The organism is Gordonia alkanivorans (assembly GCF_004011905.1).
In the GTDB taxonomy this organism is placed as follows: domain Bacteria; phylum Actinomycetota; class Actinomycetes; order Mycobacteriales; family Mycobacteriaceae; genus Gordonia; species Gordonia alkanivorans.
Genome location: NZ_CP027114.1, coordinates 1,118,175 through 1,134,394, shown reverse-complemented (window position 1 = coordinate 1,134,394; position 16,220 = coordinate 1,118,175). Strand labels below are relative to the sequence as shown.

The window sequence follows — 16,220 nt, the reverse complement described above, 5'->3', positions numbered from 1 at the left end:
TGCCACTCCACTGTGACAGCACGCATGAGGCCTCGGCAAAAAGCCGCAGGCCAGCGCACTACTTGGCCACACGTCGGGTGCGACGCGTGGTCCGCGGCGGCAGCCCGGCAACGTATGACTGCACCAAATGGTTCCAGCTGCACGTCCGGCACACCTCGACGACATGCACCGAGAACTCCTCGGCGGTGGTCGCCAGACGGGTGATCTCGTCCGTACTCCGCGCTGAGCCGCTCACCTGGCCAAGCCGTTCGCCGAACACCCAGGACACAAGTGTGACCTGCTCTTTTCGGCAGATCGGACACATCGTCTCGCTGGGCCGACCATGGAATTTCGCCGCGCGCAGAAGGTACGGACTCGCATCGCACACGTCGGACACGGCGGTCCGGCCCGCGTGGACCGAGGACAGCCGAGCGCGCCGCTGCAGGGCGTAGTCGACGATCTGGCGTTGCACGGTTCCAAGCGTACGTGGTCACACCTTTGTCGTCGGCGCGGCGGGTCCGCGCGCTCCGCGGAACCGGGCGGCCGCCGAGACCGCCCAACGCGCGAGGTACCTTCCTCGATCGACCTCGTCGTGGACACCGGTTATATCGGTGCGATACATTGGCAAACACATCGGAGCGAGGTGTTGTGCTGTCAGCACCTTTCGACACATCGACGGACCGGAGGGGGGTGACGAAGTGCTCGAGCTCGCGATTCTGGGGTTGCTTCTCGAAGCCCCCATGCACGGTTACGAGCTGCGCAAGCGGCTGACCGGGCTCCTCGGGGCCTTCCGTGCCTTCTCCTACGGCTCGCTGTATCCGACGCTGCGCCGGATGCAGGCCGACGGTCTCATCGATGAAGCCGACGCGCCCTCGGGCATGAAGGTTCGCCGTGGGCGTCGGGTGTACCAACTCACCGATGCCGGCCGCACTCGGTTCGCCGAGCTCGTGGCCGACACCGGTCCGCAGAACTACACCGACGACGGTTTCGGTGTGCATCTGGCGTTCTTCAGCCGGACTCCCGCAGTTGCGCGCATGCGCATCCTCGAGGGTCGTCGTCGGCAGGTGGAGGAGCGCCGCGAAGGGTTGCGGGAGATCGTCGGACGGTCCAACCGGGCGGTCGATCGCTACACCCGTCAGCTGCATCAGCTCAGCCTCGAGTCCAGCGAACGGGAGGTCCGCTGGCTCAACGAGCTGATCGCCGCCGAGAGCTCCCAACAGCGAGACGGGACTCCAAGTCCGTTTGATTCCGACACATTCGATCCCGACGACACCGCTCGGGACGACGCCGGAACCGAACAGTCACCTGTCGATCCGGGGCCGGACGCCGGCACCGGACGAGCCGATGACGAATTGCCAGAACCGGACTCGCCGCAGAGCCGGGACGAACAGCTCGGGCACCCGAGCAAGTGAAAACACCGGTGGCGCAGCGAAGGTCTGCGACGCCGCAACAAGAAGGAGAGCCCGACCATGGGTGAGCCCAATAAGGTGCGCGTTGCCATTGTGGGCGTAGGAAACTGCGCTTCATCCTTGGTGCAAGGCGTGCAGTACTACAAGGACGCCGACGAGAACGCCAGCGTTCCCGGCCTGATGCATGTGAAGTTCGGCCCGTACCACGTCCGCGACGTCGAGTTCGTCGCCGCGTTCGACGTGGACGCCAAGAAGGTCGGCTTCGACCTGTCCGACGCGATCTTCGCCAGCGAGAACAACACCATCAAGATCGCCGACGTGCCGCCGACCGGCGTCACCGTCCAGCGTGGTCATACCCTCGACGGTCTCGGCAAGTACTACCTCGAGACCATCACCGAGGCCGACGGCTCGGGCGTCGACATCGTCCAGGCACTCAAGGACGCCGAGGTCGACGTCCTCGTCAGCTACCTGCCGGTCGGTTCGGAGCAGGCCGACAAGTTCTACGCACAGTGCTGCATCGACGCGAACGTCGCCTTCGTCAACGCACTCCCGGTCTTCATCGCCTCGGACCCCGAGTGGGCGAAGAAGTTCACCGACGCCGGCGTCCCGATCGTCGGCGACGACATCAAGAGCCAGGTCGGCGCCACCATCACCCACCGCGTGATGGCGAAGCTGTTCGAGGATCGCGGCGTCACCCTCGACCGCACCTACCAGCTCAACGTCGGCGGCAACATGGACTTCAAGAACATGCTCGAGCGCGAGCGCCTGGAGTCCAAGAAGGTCTCGAAGACCCAGGCCGTGACCTCCAACCTGACCGGCTCGCTCGCCGGCAAGGTCGAGGACAAGAACGTCCACATCGGCCCGTCGGACCACGTCGCATGGCTCGACGACCGCAAGTGGGCCTACGTCCGCCTCGAGGGTCGTGCCTTCGGTGACGTGCCGCTGAACCTGGAGTACAAGCTCGAGGTCTGGGACTCCCCCAACTCGGCCGGCATCATCATCGACGCCGTGCGCGCCGCCAAGATCGCCAAGGACCGCGGCATCGGCGGCCCGATCCTCCCGGCATCGGCCTACCTGATGAAGTCCCCGCCGAAGCAGCTCGCCGACGACGTCGCCCGTCAGCAGCTCGAGGCGTTCATCGTCGAGGCCTGATCCTCTTCGGAACACCACGTACGCAGCCCCCGCCAGGGTCGAGAGTTCACTCCGATCCGGCGGGGGCTTCGTCGTGTCCCCCATATGGGCGCCGGGATCGGCGGTTTGGCGTCCGCGGCCCGTCCGGGTGTCCGAGAATGTTCGCGTGCCGGAACCCGACCGGAAGGCGGATCTCATGCGACGGAACATCATCAGGACCTGCGTGACCGCTGCGGTCGCCGCGGTGGTCGCGATCGTGGGCGCCACCGGCCTCGGGACCGCCGCTGCCGCTCCGGCGCCCGCCCCCGCAGTGACGGTCGTGGGCGGTTGCGACGGCGCGAAACTTGTTCAGCCCCGCACTCTCTCGTCGATCTTCTGCGCCGATGTGGGAGTCATCGTCTCCGACATCACCTGGCTCGCATGGACCGACGCCTTCGCGGTCGGCTTCGGCACCGAAAACCGCAAGCTCTGTGACCCGAACTGCGCTGCCGGGAAGATCGCGAGGTACCCGGTCGGTATCTGGCTGTTCGCGCCGAAGAAGGGCGCGTTCACTCAGGTCTCGCTCTACTCGTCGATCACCGGTCCGCCGGAGACCTACCAGCTCACGGGGTACGTCCGCTGACGCTCAGCTGATCTCGCCGCTGTCCTGCAGCACGGTCTCCTCGGCTCGATGTTCGTCGGGGTGTTCCTCGGCGGCGAGCCGCGGGATCAGGCCACCGGCCAGGACATCTGAGACCTGACGCTTCGAGAGTCGGTGCCGGACTTCGAACCTGCGATCCTTGGTCAGGTTGTGAACGGTGAGGACGTCATCGGCACCCAGGGCGTCCCGCAGGTTCTCCAACCGCAGGGTGTCGTCCTGCTCGACGGCGTCGTAGTCGGCGGGGTCGACGAATTCCACCGCCAACACACCGAAGTTCGCGAGATTCTGCCAGTGGATGCGCGCAAACGACTTGGCGATCACCACCCGCAGGCCGAGATGGCGCGGCGCGATGGCGGCATGCTCGCGCGACGAGCCCTGTCCGTAGTTGTCACCGCCGATGATGATGTGGCCGGTGTCCGTGGATCGGGCACGCTCCGTGTACGTGTCGTCGATGCGGGTGAAGCAGAACTCGGCGAGCTTCGGGATGTTCGACCGATACGGCAGCGCTTTCGCACCAGCCGGCGAGATGTCGTCGGTGGAGATGTTGTCGCCGACCTTCAGCAGCACCGGCGCCTCGACGACATCGGGGAGCGCATCGAGGTCCGGCAGGTCGGAGATGTTGGGCCCCTTCACCGGTTCGATCTGCGTTGCCTCCTCCGGCGGGAGAGGCGGCACCAGCATCGCGGTGTTGACCGAATGCTCCTGCGGCAGCTCCAGATCGGGATATGAGACCTCGTTCTCGGCGGCCCACTCGCGCGGATCGGTGATCACGCCGGTCAGCGCGGACGCGGCCGCCGTCTCCGGTGAACACAGCCACACCTTGTCGTCCTTGGTGCCCGACCGCCCGGGGAAGTTGCGGGGCATCGTGCGCAGGGAGTTCTGACCGGTCGCGGGTGCCTGTCCCATGCCGATGCAGCCCATGCAGCCGGCCTGGTGGATGCGTGCGCCGCTGATCACCAGGTTGGTCGTGGCACCCATCTTGGTGAGGTCGGTGAGGATCTCGCGCGAGGTCGGGTTGATGTCGAAGCTGACACTCGACGACGTCTGCCGCCCCGCCACCATCGCCGCGGCGATGGCGAAGTCGCGGAGGCCCGGATTGGCACTCGACCCGATGACAACCTGCGAGATCTCCTCGCCGGCGACCTCGCTGACAGGCACGACGTCCCCCGGTGAGGACGGCTTCGCGATCAGCGGGACGATCTCGGTGAGATCGATGGTCTCCTCGGCGTCGTAGGTCGCGCCGTCGTCGGCGACGAGCTCGGTCCAGTCGTCCTCGCGACCCTCGGCGCGGAGGAACTCACGCACCGCGTCGTCGCTCGGGAACACCGTCGTCGTCGCACCCAGTTCCGCACCCATGTTCGCGATCACGTGCCGGTCCATCGCCGTCAGACTCGCCAGGCCGGGGCCGTGATACTCGATGATCCGGTTCACCGCGCCCTTCACATCGTGGCGTCGCAGCATCTCGAGGATCACGTCCTTGGCCGAACACCACTGCGGCAGTTCGCCTTCCAGACTGATGCCCCAGATCTCGGGCATCCCGATGTTCAACGGGCGACCGGTGATGGCCAGTGCCACCTCCAGACCGCCGACGCCGATCGCGAGCATCCCGAGGGATCCGGCGGCGGGCGTGTGCGAGTCGGACCCGACCATCGTCTTGCCGGGAATGCCGAACCGCTGCATGTGGGTGGGATGGGAGACGCCGTTGCCGGGCTTGGAGAACCAGAGCCCGAACCGTTCACAGGCGGTGCGCAGGTACTCGTGGTCCTCGGCATTCTTCTCATCGGTCTGCAGCAGATTGTGATCGACGTACTGGACGCTCACCTCCGTGCGGGCGCGGTCGAGACCCAGCGACTCGAGTTCCTGCATGACCAGCGTCCCGGTGGCGTCTTGGGTGAGGGTCTGGTCGATGCGGATCGCGATCTCGTCGCCGGGCGTCATCTCCCCGGCCTCGAGGTGGGCTTCGATGAGCTTGCGGGCAACGTTCTGGGCGGGCATCGCACACTCCTGATCGGCTCACGCCCGAGCCACACTGGCTCGGGACTGAACCGACGTCAGAAACCGTCCGCCGATGTCGACACCGCGACACGCCTGGCGCTCACGCTCGGACTGACCTCCATGGTCGCAGTGATGCCCATCACATGCCAGCGTCCCCTCCTGGATGCGCACATGTGTCCCGGCCCGAGGTGTCGTGGATCCGGGAACCCGCAGGTCATCTATCCGACCCAGTGACCCCGACACCCCCTTCACATAGAGTGTTGTCGGTTGCTCCGATCGGCTGCACCCCGGACGAATCGGACATCACCAGACCACGTACCAACAGAAAGGCACAATCTCATGGGCGTGAGCCTGAGCAAGGGCGGAAATGTCTCGCTGACCAAGGAGGCCCCCGGACTGACCGCGGTGTCCGTCGGCCTCGGCTGGGACATCCGCACCACCACCGGCACCGACTTCGACCTCGACGCCAGCGCGATCGCGCTCGGTACCGACAAGAAGGTCGTCTCGGATCAGCATTTCGTCTTCTTCAACAACCTCCGTTCGCCCGACGGCTCGATCGAGCACACCGGCGACAACCTGACCGGTGAGGGTGAGGGCGACGACGAGGTCATCAAGGTCGATCTCGCCGCTGTTCCCCCGAACATCGACTCCATCGTCTTCCCCGTCTCGATCTACGACGCCGACGCTCGTTCACAGTCGTTCGGCCAGGTGCGCAACGCGTTCATTCGCGTCGTGAACCAGGCGGGCGGCTCGGAGATCGCACGTTACGACCTCAGCGAGGACGCCTCGACCGAGACCGCGATGGTCTTCGGTGAGCTGTACCGCCACGGCTCGGAGTGGAAGTTCCGCGCCGTCGGTCAGGGCTACGCATCGGGGCTCGCGGGCATCGCCCGCGACTTCGGCGTCAACGTCTGAGTCCGGTCTTCGCCTGCTGTTCGGCGCAGCAGATTCCGCGAGGATGCCGCACCTCTCCTAGAGTGGGTGCGGCATCCTCGTGTCTTCACCCTCCGGCGTCGCCGTCGGCAGCGGTCCCTTGAACACCTCAGAAAGGCCACCAGCTAGTGGTAGTACGAATATTCGGCCTCTCGGTCGTCGTGACGGTCGTGTCGCTGATCATCGCGTTCCTCTATGGCGGTGTCGAAGCGCTGATCCTGACGGCCATCCTGGGCGTCTTCGAGATCTCACTGTCCTTCGACAACGCGGTCATCAACGCCACGATCCTTCGCAGAATGAGCGAGTTCTGGCAGAAGATCTTCCTCACCATCGGCATCCTGATCGCCGTCTTCGGCATGCGTCTGGTGTTCCCCCTGGTCATCGTGTGGCTCGCGTCGGGACTCAACCCGGTCGACGCACTCGACCTCGCGTTGAACCCGCCGCCCAACGACGCGGCCTACTTCGCCAACGGTGACCCGAGCTACGAGACGATCATCACCGACGCCCACCCGCAGATCGCGGCGTTCGGCGGCATGTTCCTCCTGATGCTGTTCCTGGGCTTCGTGTTCGAACAGAAGGAGATCACCTGGCTGTCGTGGATCGAGCGTCCGCTCGAGAAGATCGGCAAGCTGGAGATGCTCGAGGTCGTCATCGCGATCACTCTCCTCGTGCTCACCGCGACGTTCATCGCGCCGGCCGACGAGCGGTCGACGGTCATGATCGCCGGCGCGCTCGGCATGGTCACCTACATCCTGGTCAACGGCCTCGGTGAGTACTTCAACGTCGAGGTCGAAGAGCACGACGAGTCGGCAGAACCGGGTACCGACTCGGCCGAGAAGGCCGCGGCCGAAGGGGACAACGGGCGTTCCGGTCCGTCGAACCTGGCGAAGGCCACCGGCAAGGCAGGCTTCTTCCTGTTCCTCTACCTCGAGGTGCTCGACGCGTCGTTCTCGTTCGACGGCGTCATCGGCGCGTTCGCCATCACCGCGGACCCGATCATCATCGCCCTGGGTCTCGGCCTCATCGGCGCGATGTTCGTCCGTTCGCTCACCGTTTACCTGGTCCGCAAGGGCACGCTCTCGGAGTACGTGTACCTCGAGCACGGCGCCCACTGGGCCATCGGCGCGCTGGCGTTCATCCTGCTGTACTCGATCGGCACCCACGTGCCGGAGATCATCACCGGCCTGATCGGTGTCGCACTGATCATCGCGGCCCTGATCTCCAGCGTGGTTCGCCGAAACCGCCTCGCTGCGAAGGGCGAGCAGGAAAAGGTCGAGGTGTAGCGCACCGCACACAGCACACACAACTGCGCCGCAGATCCTTTCCGGATCTGCGGCGCAGTTCTCGTTTCCGCGGGTGTCAGCCCTGGTGCTGTGTGAGCTGCTGACTGATCTGCTGGTTGATCTGCTGCAGGCCCGGCACCGAGAGACCCGGCAGCTGGCCCTGGATGGTGCGCAGGACCGACGAGTCGTCGCGCACCTTCTCACTGGACTGCACCAGAACCGTTCCGGCGCCGGTGAAGTCGAACTGCCGCTCCTCGCCGGAATTGATGCCGAATCGTTGGCCGGCGGCGGCGATGAAGCTGTTCACCCAGGCCTGGTCATAGTGATGGCTCGGGGACGGGCAATCCGACCAGCCGACAAGCGCTTCGGGGTCCACGCGCACGGGCGGCTCGACGAACATCACCGGACCGTTCGACGACGCCAGGAACTTGCCGGTGCCGATCAGGGTGAGGAAGCCGGGCACGATCGACTGATTCAGCGACAGATTCGGCTGGAACGCCAGTAGATTCGACGCACGGATGGTGAGATTGCCGTCCTCCAGGTCGTAGGCGTTGATGTCGTAGCCGCGGTCGCCGATGATCAGCTTGCCCTGCCCCTCGGCCACCACGTAATCGCCGAGGTACAGCGGGGCGGAGAACTGTTGCGCCACCATCTGCAGCAGCTGGCCCTGCAAGCCCTGCTGCAGTGAGGTGAACTGCATCTGACCGTAGTAGGCGATCATCGCGCCCTTGGACATGAACCAGGGCTGGTTCAGGTCGATGCAGAACGAGTAGTTGTTGTCCGGAACGTTGTCGTCCGACGGCAGAGTCATCGGACTCCACACGGTGTTGAGTTGGCTCACAGCTTCTCCTCCGATGCCTGCACGTAGACGATGCCCTGCCCGGAACACTCCAATTGCATTGCCTCGCCGCCGGTCCGGCCGACGTTGCGCCAGCTGACGGTCGAGCGGAGGTTGGTGTTGACCTGTCCCGCGGAGCCGACGAAGGCTTGCGGGTCGACGGTCACCGGCGGCTTGTTCGGCGTCACCTCGAGCTCGAAGACCCCGCCGTGGCCGAGAATCACCGCGGAGCCCGGACCGGAGAGCTGCGTCGTGAACATACCCTGGCCGGTGACGGCGCCGGCCGCCGCCGACCGCAGGGCACCGAACAGACCCCCGCCTCCGCCACCTCCCCCACTCCCTCCCTGGGAAGCCACCGATACGACCGACGCCTGCAGGTTCGCGCCGTATGCGAGTAGTCGGGAGGCCTCGACTCGGATGGTTCCGCCGACCGCGCCGAGATCCACGACGTGTACCTCGATGCCGAGGAATCCGTAGTGCACCTCGCCCTGCCCCTGTGCGATCATCGTCGACTCGTGCTCGCCGGCGAGCATACGGCCGGCCATGCCGCCCATCGCACCCAATCCGGGCATGCCGCCGCCCATTCCGGCACCGGCGATCTGATGCGGCTGGAAGAAGACGTTGCCCTTGTAGAAGATCATCGCCCCCTTGCGGGCGATGACCGGTCCGCTGCGGCCGATGTCGACCGAGACGATCTTGCTGTTGACCTTGGTGAACATTCGCTACCTCACCCTCACCGCTCGGCCGGTTGGATCGACACGACTCCGCTGCCGTCCCACCGCAGCGAGAAGGCCTCGCCGCCACCCTGCCCCAGGGCGGAGCGCCAGGAGACGTCGGTGACGAAGGACTGGCTCAATTGCCCACGGGCACACACGAATGCATCCGGATCGACGACCAGTGGGTACTGGGGTGACACCTCCAGATGGATCAGCGGGCCACCGTTGGACAGCAGGGCTATCTGGCCGTGTCCACTGACCGTCGTCGTGAACAGTCCCTGTCCCGACGACGCGCCGCGCAGACCCGCGAACGTCACGTTGGTCTGGAGGTTCCCGTTCAGCACCATGAGTTGCTGGGACTCGACCTGCAGCGTCTCGTTGTTGAGTTCGATGATCGTCGTCTCGGCCGCGTTGTGGGCGAAGTACACGATGCCGTTGCCCGAGGCCTCCATGAAGGACAACGCCTCACCGGTCGCCCGCTGCTTGAGACCGGCGAGCACGCCGTCACCACCGCCGAAGCCGGCCGACTTGAACGCGACCTGCCCCTCGTAAGCCACCATCGAACCGCTGATCGCGCGGACCGCGGTGTTGTTCAGCCTGGCCTCGACCACGCGTTTGGATCGTTGTACCAACTGCATTCGACGTGCCTCTCTCGCGCCGCCGGGAGGCCGCCGCTCGGCCCCCCTCGTGTGTTCCCCGACGCCGTCCCCGAATCACGGCACCGCCGCCGATCGGCATCCATCTGCGCCATGAGGTGGCTGATGAGCTCAGCTGTGAGTCGATCGGTCCGGCCTCATACCGAGTTGAAATTAGCCGATAGCATCGTGTCGTGCCCGGAAACTTCGTACGTCGTTGGTTCGGCAACGATTCACGCACGAGTTCCGCCTCACCTGCATCATCGGAACAAATGACAGCGACCTTCCTGGAGTCCGAGACGGTCCTCGCCGAAATCGATCCGGCGGTCGCGGTGGTCGCCGCCACCGACCCGCGCTCGCAGCTGCGCGAGGCGTGGTCGGCGATCCGGGATCAGCACGCCCAGGTGACCGGCGACTACCTCCAACTCGTCTCCCCGCCCGCGGGCACGCGCGTCCGGCAACAGGACTACGACCGCACCACCGAGGCCCTCCGGGCGGTCACGGCGTCGATGCGCGGCTTCGCCGAGGCGAACGCCGGCGCACTCCGACGCGCCCGTTCCGCGGTGCAGACCGCGAACGCCCAGGACCACGAGGCGCGCGTCGCCTCGCATCGGGCGATGACGGCCCTGGAGAACGCCGGTCCGGCGATCGGCCGGCTGCAGTCGGTGACCCGGGCCACCGACGAACTCGACCGGGCGTTGAGAGTTTTCGAGCAGAGTTCAGCCCTCCGTGAGCGGCAGCCGGCGGCTGCGACGGTCATCACGTCGGCACAGCGGCTCGAGAGCCTCCTCCGTGAGGCGCCCGCGTTCGCCGACCGCGCCCGTCGGGTCATCCGGTCGGTGGAAACCCGACGCAGCGCCATCGCGACCCGCAGCGCACAGGTTCCCGACACGCTCTCGACGTTGCGCCGGGAGTTCAGCGCGGACTGTTCCACCGACCTGGAGCGCACCGAGACCATCGTCGACGAGCGTCTGGCCCATGCGGATACGGCGATCTCGACGGCGCGCGGAATGCTCGCCGACGCACCCGACCAGGCAATCGAACAGGCCGACGCCGCCCGCGATGATCTGTCCGTCGCGGAGGCCGCGGTCGACGCCGCCCTGGATCGGCTGAGGCTCCTGCGCGAGGTGCGCGCCGATCCGCAGGACGCCGAACGAGGCGTCCGCTTCCGACTCCGCGACGCCCAACGCTTCGCGGTCAACCATTCTCTGGTTGACGAATGGGGCTCGGTACTCGATGCTCAGGCCGACCGGATCGAGCGTGCGAAGGGGGAGCTCGATCGCGTCCACCCCGACTACTGGGGATATCTGACCCAGTTGCGGGCCGTGGACGACCGGATCAGCGAGATAGTTTCCCGGATGAGAGGACAGGTGGCCGCACGATGACCACCACGGCACGCCACGACGATCCCGGGCTCGAACCCGGAACAATCCGGCATTTCGGTCAATTGGGACTTGCTACGCGCGAACAACTGTTCTTCCGGCAACCGGAGTCGATCGATCGGACCTGGCCCGCACAGAGATTGGCGATCGCGCTCGGCGCCACCCTCTACGTGCCCGCCACCCGTCCCGATCTCGCCGACGTCATCCGCAAGCGGCGGGCCGAGGGCGTGATCTCGATGGTCATCGACCTCGAGGACGCGGTCGCCGACCACGAGGAGGCCGATGCCATCGATCACGCGGTCGCCGCCCTGCGCGACATCGGGGAGAATCCCGGCGAGCCGATGCTCCTGTTCGTCCGGCCGCGATCGGCCGACCGCGTTCTGCGCATCGCCACCGCCCTCGCCGGCCCGTCGGCCGCAGGTGCACCGTCTGCGAGCACCCCATCAGCGCTCACCGGTTTCGTCATCCCGAAGTTCAACTCCGCCAACGCCGAAGAGGCGCTTGGCGCCGTCGCCGAGGCGAGTGAACTTCTGGGACAACATCTGTGGGTGATGCCGGTCCTGGAGTCCGCCTCGGTGGTCCACCGGGAGACACGCGACGAGGAACTGACCACCCTGGCCGCGCATCTCAGCGCACACCGCGCCAGCGTGCTCGCCGTTCGTATCGGGGCCACCGACATCTGCGGTTACTTCGGAATCCGCCGGGACCGCGACCTCACGATCTACGACGTCCGGGTCGCCGCCGACGTCATCGCCGGCATCGTCAACCACCTCGGACGCACCGACGAATCCGGCTTCATCGTGACCGGACCGGTGTGGGAATACTTCGCCGACCACGAGCGTATGTTCCAGCCGATGTTGCGGCACACACCTTTTCGCGAGAGTGACGCCGTCTATTTCCGGCAGCAGCTGGTCAGCCGGGACATGGACGGCTTGCTGCGCGAGATCTCGCTCGACCGCGCCAACGGCCTCCACGGCAAGACGGTGATCCATCCGGCACACGTCGCCGCCGTGCATGCGCTGTCCGCGGTGACCCACGAGGAGTATCACGATGCGCTCGACATCCTCTCCGGAGAAGCCGGCGGCGTCCGGGCGTCGTCGTACCGGAACAAGATGAACGAGCTCAAACCACATCGCAATTGGGCGCTACGCGTGATCGACCGAGCCGCCGCCTTCGGCGTGACCCGGCAAGGCGTCAGCTTCGTCGATCTCCTGACCGCCCTCGCCGCCCCGGGACCCACCACCCGGTGAACGCAGTGAGCCACGATCCCTCAGACCGCGAACCGGACTGGGTCACCACCCGCTTCGGCGTGGAGGTGACGTCCGACGGCACCGGTCATGCCGAGCACGAAGTGCGTGACCTCGTCGTCCTCGGTCTGCGCCACAACAAGCGGCGGGCCCACCTCCTGGTCTCGACCGTTCTCGGCAAGCACATCCCCACGCCTCCCCACGTGGTTCGCCGTGCTGCCGACGACCTCGGTGCGGCGATCATCGAGCAGATCGGCGCCGACGCCGCGCGCGACTCCATCGTGTTCGGCTTCGCCGAGACCGCCACCGGACTCGGACACTGTGTCGCCCAACGGATCTCCGCGTCCCGCTACTTACACTCGACGCGTCGTCGGCTTCCCGGCGTAGTCGTGTCGGGAACCTTCGAAGAGGGGCATTCGCACGCCACCACCCACCTGCTGCAACCCAGCGATCCGCGCTTTCTCGACGCGACCACCCCGGACGAGACGCTGATCCTCGTCGACGACGAGATCTCCACCGGCACCACGGCGCTCGGCGCGATCGAGACGATCGTCGCGACACGCCCGCGCGCACGGTTCGTCGTCGCCTCACTCGTCGACATGCGTAGCGCCGATCAGCGGGCCATCTGCGCCAAGGCCGCCGCCGACCTCGGCGTGGAGGTCTCCTACGTCGCACTGGCACACGGCTCGGTCACGTTGCCGCCCACTCTGCTCGACGACGTGTGGGAACTCACCTCGGACACGCTCAACCCCGTTGTGCCGGAAAGAGCGGCCGTCACCACACTCGACCTCGACTGGCCGAAGGGGACGCCGGACGGCGGCCGCCACGGGTTCGCGCGATCCGATGCGGGGCCGTTCCGCGTCGCGACCGAGGCCGCCGCCGCGACCATCGCGAAACATCTCGATCCGCAGCGTCCCGTCGTGGTGGTCGGACACGAGGAGCTGATGTACGCGCCGCTGTGCATCGCCGAAGGCCTCGAGCAACGAGGCTTCGTGACCGGCTATCAGACGACCACTCGGTCGCCCGCGCAGGTCCACAACGTGCCCGGCTACCCGCTGCGTCGAGGATTCCGTTTCCTCGCACCCGAATCCGATCCGGAGACACCGCGCTACATCTACAACGTCTCGTCGGACGCCCTGCCCGATCCCCAGGTGGTGGTCGTGATCGACACCCCAGCCGACACCCCTGAACTCCGCTCCCCCGGCGGCCTTCTCGACGTCCTCACCACCGCAGGCCATCCCGTCACACTGGCAATCCTCCCGGCAACCGACCAGACGCAACTCCGCGCATCACGACAGGCGGTCAGCCCGTGACGTCCACACCCCCGCTCCGCGGTCCCGACTTCGGTTCCTACGCACCCGACGAGGTGACGTGGCTGCTCAAGGATCTCTCCGACATCGCGCTCGAGGGCGACCTGCACGAGCGGGAACGTCGAATCCAGTCGGGTAAGGCGCATTACGCCGAGTCCCTGCCGATCGAGTACCAGCCGGGACGCGAATACCAGGACCTCTTCCAGGCAACGCTGCAGTCTTCAGCACAGCGACTCGCCGAGGCGGTCGGGGTCGTCTCCGAACTGATTCTCACCGAACGGCATTCGTCGCCGACACTTGTGTCACTCGCGCGAGCCGGGACACCCGTCGGCATCCTGATCCGCCGGTGGATGCAGGCGGTTCACGGGATCGAGCCCCAGCACTACACGATCTCGATCGTGCGTGGTCGCGGGATCGACACGGTCGCCCTGGACCACATCGTCGAACGCCATCCCGCTGAGTCGATCGTCTTCGTCGACGGCTGGACCGGAAAGGGTGCGATCCAGCGCGAACTCACCGCGGCGCTGGCCGAGTACGCGCAGCTTCCCGGCCGCCCGGCACTGCACGACGAGCTGGCGGTGCTCGCCGATCCCGGCTCCTGCACCACCCTGTTCGGTACTCGCGACGACTTCCTCATCGCGTCGGCATGCCTGAACTCCACCGTGTCGGGGCTGGTGTCGCGCACGGTCCTCAACGCCGACCACATCGGTCCGGGAGAGTTCCACGGCGCCAAGTTCTATCGGGATCTGGCCGAGTTCGACGTCTCCGGTCGGCTTCTCGATGCGGTGAGCGCCGAGTTCCCCACCGTCGCCGACCGCGTCGCCGCCACGCTGGCCGCCATGACAGCGGAGCATCGGACGCCGACCTGGTCGGGATGGCGATCGGTCGAACGGATTCAGCTCGACTACGGATTGTCGTCGATCAACCTGGTCAAGCCGGGCGTGGGCGAGACGACCCGCGTGCTGCTGCGTCGCGTTCCGTGGCGGGTCCTCGTCCGCGCCGACGACCTGCCCGAGCACCGCCACATCCGACTCCTCGCCACCGAACGCGGAGTGCCGGTGGACGTCTCGCCCGATCTCGCCTACTCGTGTGTCGGGTTGATCAAGGAGGACGCGTGAGCGTGCTGGTCGCCACCGACCTCGACCGGACGATGATCTACTCGCAACCGGCGATGGGCGAGGCACAGTTCGCCGCCCTCGACACCGTCTGCGTCGAGATCTACCGCGACGCCCCGCTGTCGTACATGACGACCACCGCCGTCCAGCTCCTCGCCCACCTCGCCGACGAGGTGCCGGTGATCCCGACGACGACTCGGACGCCAGACCAGTACGAGCGAATCGCTCTGCCCGGCGGACCGTTTCGGTTTGCCGTGGCGAGCAACGGCGGACGGATCCTCGTCGACGGAGCCGATGACCCGGTCTGGCGTCACCAGATCGAACGCGTGGTGTCCGCCTCAGGCGCAGGCCTCGACGAGGTACTCACCGAACTGCGCACCCGCATCGACGATTCCTGGGTGAAGTCGCTGCGGATCGCCGACGACCTGTTCTGCTACCTCGTCGTCGAACCCGCGGCCCAGCCGCATGAGTTTCTGCCCGCGTGGCAGGACTGGTGCGCGGCGCACGGGTGGACGGCCTCGCAGCAGGGTCGCAAGATCTACGCGACGCCCCGGTCGGTCACCAAGTCCGCGGCGATCGCCGAGGTGCGTCGTCGCCTCGTCGACGACGGCACGATCGGGACGGACGCGCAGCTGTACGCGGCCGGTGACGGGTGGTTGGACGCCGACCTTCTCGAGATCGCCGACCACGCGATCCGCCCACGCCACGGCGAGCTCGAGCTCCTCGGCTGGACGACGCCAGGTCTCACCGTCACCGCCGAGACCGGCGCTCTCGCCGGGGTGGAGATCCTCGAATGGCTCCACGCCCGGTGTTCGGTCAGGCCGGCATCGGACCCAGCACGTCCGAGTGCCCGTGCCGTCGGCACCAGCTGATCAGGTACCGCGCGTGCAGACCGCACCAGCGGTAGACGGCGGCCTGCGACATCGGGGACGAAGTCGGTGCCTCACCACGCTCGGAGATGATCGGGCCGAGGTAGTGACTCGTCACCTTGTTGGCCGTGTTGGGTGACACCTTGGCCGCGCGCGCCAGACTCGCACCGTCGGACGCGTTGCCCGAAGCGATCGCGCCCGCCAGGCGTCCCGCGGTATGACCCCGCTGGCCCGTGAACAACTCATACAGAGGCCTCCGACGCGGAGGCCCCGGCTTCTCCCCCAGCACCTGACCGAGCGCCACCGCGCGCACCGCGCGCATGAGTGTCGCGAACCCGTCGGACTTCGCGATGACGCCCGCGACCTCGTCGCGCAGTCGCGCCTCATCGAGATGATCGGATTCGAGCCCATGGCCCTGGGTCGCGAGGATGACCGGCGCCTGACGGTCGTGTTTGTTCAGGGCGTCGATGGCGTCGAGCCCGTCGAAGCGCCACTCCAGGTCAGGGCGGTTCCAGATGAGGTCGGCGATCACGACGTCGAAGCGGACGTGGCCGGCAACCGAGCGGGTGAACTCGTCCTCGCTGGTCGCCACGGTGACGACAGCGTGTTCGAGCGCGCCTTGGAGAGGGCCCGCCACGACGTGGCCGAGCGGGGAGGCGACGAGCACGCGAAGACGATTCGGCACGTGCATGATTTTGCCTGATGCGGGCCATCCGTGCGTGATCACGCATTTACTGG

General features: G+C 66.7%; 16 protein-coding genes. 10 read left to right on the top strand and 6 right to left on the bottom strand.

Going from position 1 to position 16,220, the window contains the following annotated elements:
* Positions 1 to 58: 58 nt before the first annotated feature.
* Positions 59 to 451, bottom strand: a complete 393-nt coding sequence (locus tag C5O27_RS05200) for a DUF5318 family protein (protein ID WP_127962087.1) — start codon at positions 449 to 451, stop codon at positions 59 to 61.
* A 226-nt stretch (positions 452 to 677) separates the two neighbouring features.
* On the opposite strand from C5O27_RS05200, the gene C5O27_RS05195 reads away from it, so the two are divergent.
* The 3 genes from C5O27_RS05195 to C5O27_RS05185 all read left to right on the top strand — a co-directional run bounded on the left by C5O27_RS05195 (position 678) and on the right by C5O27_RS05185 (position 3,141).
* Positions 678 to 1,391, top strand: coding sequence for a PadR family transcriptional regulator (locus C5O27_RS05195; RefSeq protein WP_035753986.1), 714 nt, complete (start codon positions 678 to 680; stop codon positions 1,389 to 1,391).
* 57 nt (positions 1,392 to 1,448) lie between these two features.
* Positions 1,449 to 2,540, top strand: coding sequence for an inositol-3-phosphate synthase (locus C5O27_RS05190; RefSeq protein ID WP_127962086.1), 1,092 nt, complete (start codon positions 1,449 to 1,451; stop codon positions 2,538 to 2,540).
* Between the two features lie 175 nt (positions 2,541 to 2,715).
* The gene (locus C5O27_RS05185) at positions 2,716 to 3,141 is read left to right on the top strand and encodes a hypothetical protein (protein WP_127962085.1); all 426 of its coding nucleotides are present in this window, start codon (positions 2,716 to 2,718) and stop codon (positions 3,139 to 3,141) included.
* Positions 3,142 to 3,144: 3 nt separating this feature from the next.
* Here the strand turns inward: C5O27_RS05185 and C5O27_RS05180 are convergent, their stop codons facing one another.
* The gene (locus tag C5O27_RS05180) at positions 3,145 to 5,154 is read right to left on the bottom strand and encodes an aconitate hydratase (protein WP_127962084.1); all 2,010 of its coding nucleotides are present in this window, start codon (positions 5,152 to 5,154) and stop codon (positions 3,145 to 3,147) included.
* A 339-nt stretch (positions 5,155 to 5,493) separates the two neighbouring features.
* On the opposite strand from C5O27_RS05180, the gene C5O27_RS05175 reads away from it, so the two are divergent.
* A complete protein-coding gene (locus C5O27_RS05175) occupies positions 5,494 to 6,069 on the top strand; it encodes a TerD family protein (RefSeq protein WP_035753983.1) in 576 nt (191 codons plus the stop codon).
* Between the two features lie 146 nt (positions 6,070 to 6,215).
* The gene (locus tag C5O27_RS05170; RefSeq protein WP_035753981.1) at positions 6,216 to 7,370 is read left to right on the top strand and encodes a DUF475 domain-containing protein; all 1,155 of its coding nucleotides are present in this window, start codon (positions 6,216 to 6,218) and stop codon (positions 7,368 to 7,370) included.
* Positions 7,371 to 7,446: 76 nt separating this feature from the next.
* Here the strand turns inward: C5O27_RS05170 and C5O27_RS05165 are convergent, their stop codons facing one another.
* Genes C5O27_RS05165 through C5O27_RS05155 form a run of 3 tightly spaced genes read right to left on the bottom strand, consistent with a single transcriptional unit; the run spans position 7,447 to position 9,562 of the window.
* Positions 7,447 to 8,211 carry an AIM24 family protein gene (locus tag C5O27_RS05165; RefSeq protein ID WP_006361065.1) on the bottom strand — a complete coding sequence of 255 codons (765 nt, stop codon included), beginning with the start codon at positions 8,209 to 8,211 and terminating at the stop codon, positions 7,447 to 7,449.
* Positions 8,208 to 8,927: an AIM24 family protein gene (locus C5O27_RS05160; RefSeq protein ID WP_006361066.1), complete on the bottom strand. Its 720-nt coding sequence runs from the start codon at positions 8,925 to 8,927 to the stop codon at positions 8,208 to 8,210. The genes C5O27_RS05165 and C5O27_RS05160 overlap by 4 nt, the downstream gene beginning before the upstream one ends.
* Before the next feature lie 14 nt (positions 8,928 to 8,941).
* Positions 8,942 to 9,562, bottom strand: a complete 621-nt coding sequence (locus C5O27_RS05155; RefSeq protein ID WP_006361067.1) for an AIM24 family protein — start codon at positions 9,560 to 9,562, stop codon at positions 8,942 to 8,944.
* A 269-nt stretch (positions 9,563 to 9,831) separates the two neighbouring features.
* On the opposite strand from C5O27_RS05155, the gene C5O27_RS05150 reads away from it, so the two are divergent.
* The 5 genes from C5O27_RS05150 to C5O27_RS05130 are packed head-to-tail and all read left to right on the top strand — an operon-like array spanning position 9,832 to position 15,485.
* Positions 9,832 to 10,944 (top strand): hypothetical protein, encoded by a 1,113-nt coding sequence (locus C5O27_RS05150; protein ID WP_127962083.1) that lies wholly within the window; start codon positions 9,832 to 9,834, stop codon positions 10,942 to 10,944.
* The gene (locus tag C5O27_RS05145) at positions 10,941 to 12,191 is read left to right on the top strand and encodes an HpcH/HpaI aldolase/citrate lyase family protein (RefSeq protein WP_127962082.1); all 1,251 of its coding nucleotides are present in this window, start codon (positions 10,941 to 10,943) and stop codon (positions 12,189 to 12,191) included. Before C5O27_RS05150 ends, C5O27_RS05145 begins: the two co-directional genes overlap by 4 nt.
* Positions 12,188 to 13,501, top strand: a complete 1,314-nt coding sequence (locus tag C5O27_RS05140; protein WP_127962081.1) for a phosphoribosyltransferase family protein — start codon at positions 12,188 to 12,190, stop codon at positions 13,499 to 13,501. Before C5O27_RS05145 ends, C5O27_RS05140 begins: the two co-directional genes overlap by 4 nt.
* Positions 13,498 to 14,616, top strand: coding sequence for a cysteine protease StiP family protein (locus C5O27_RS05135; protein ID WP_006361071.1), 1,119 nt, complete (start codon positions 13,498 to 13,500; stop codon positions 14,614 to 14,616). Before C5O27_RS05140 ends, C5O27_RS05135 begins: the two co-directional genes overlap by 4 nt.
* On the top strand, positions 14,613 to 15,485 hold the full coding sequence (locus C5O27_RS05130; RefSeq protein ID WP_127962080.1) for an HAD family hydrolase: 873 nt from the start codon (positions 14,613 to 14,615) through the stop codon (positions 15,483 to 15,485). Before C5O27_RS05135 ends, C5O27_RS05130 begins: the two co-directional genes overlap by 4 nt.
* On the opposite strand, the gene C5O27_RS05125 is transcribed toward C5O27_RS05130, so the two are convergent.
* Positions 15,430 to 16,173 carry an MSMEG_1198 family transcriptional regulator gene (locus C5O27_RS05125; protein ID WP_006361073.1) on the bottom strand — a complete coding sequence of 248 codons (744 nt, stop codon included), beginning with the start codon at positions 16,171 to 16,173 and terminating at the stop codon, positions 15,430 to 15,432. The genes C5O27_RS05130 and C5O27_RS05125 overlap by 56 nt on opposite strands.
* Between the last annotated feature and the right edge of the window lie 47 nt (positions 16,174 to 16,220).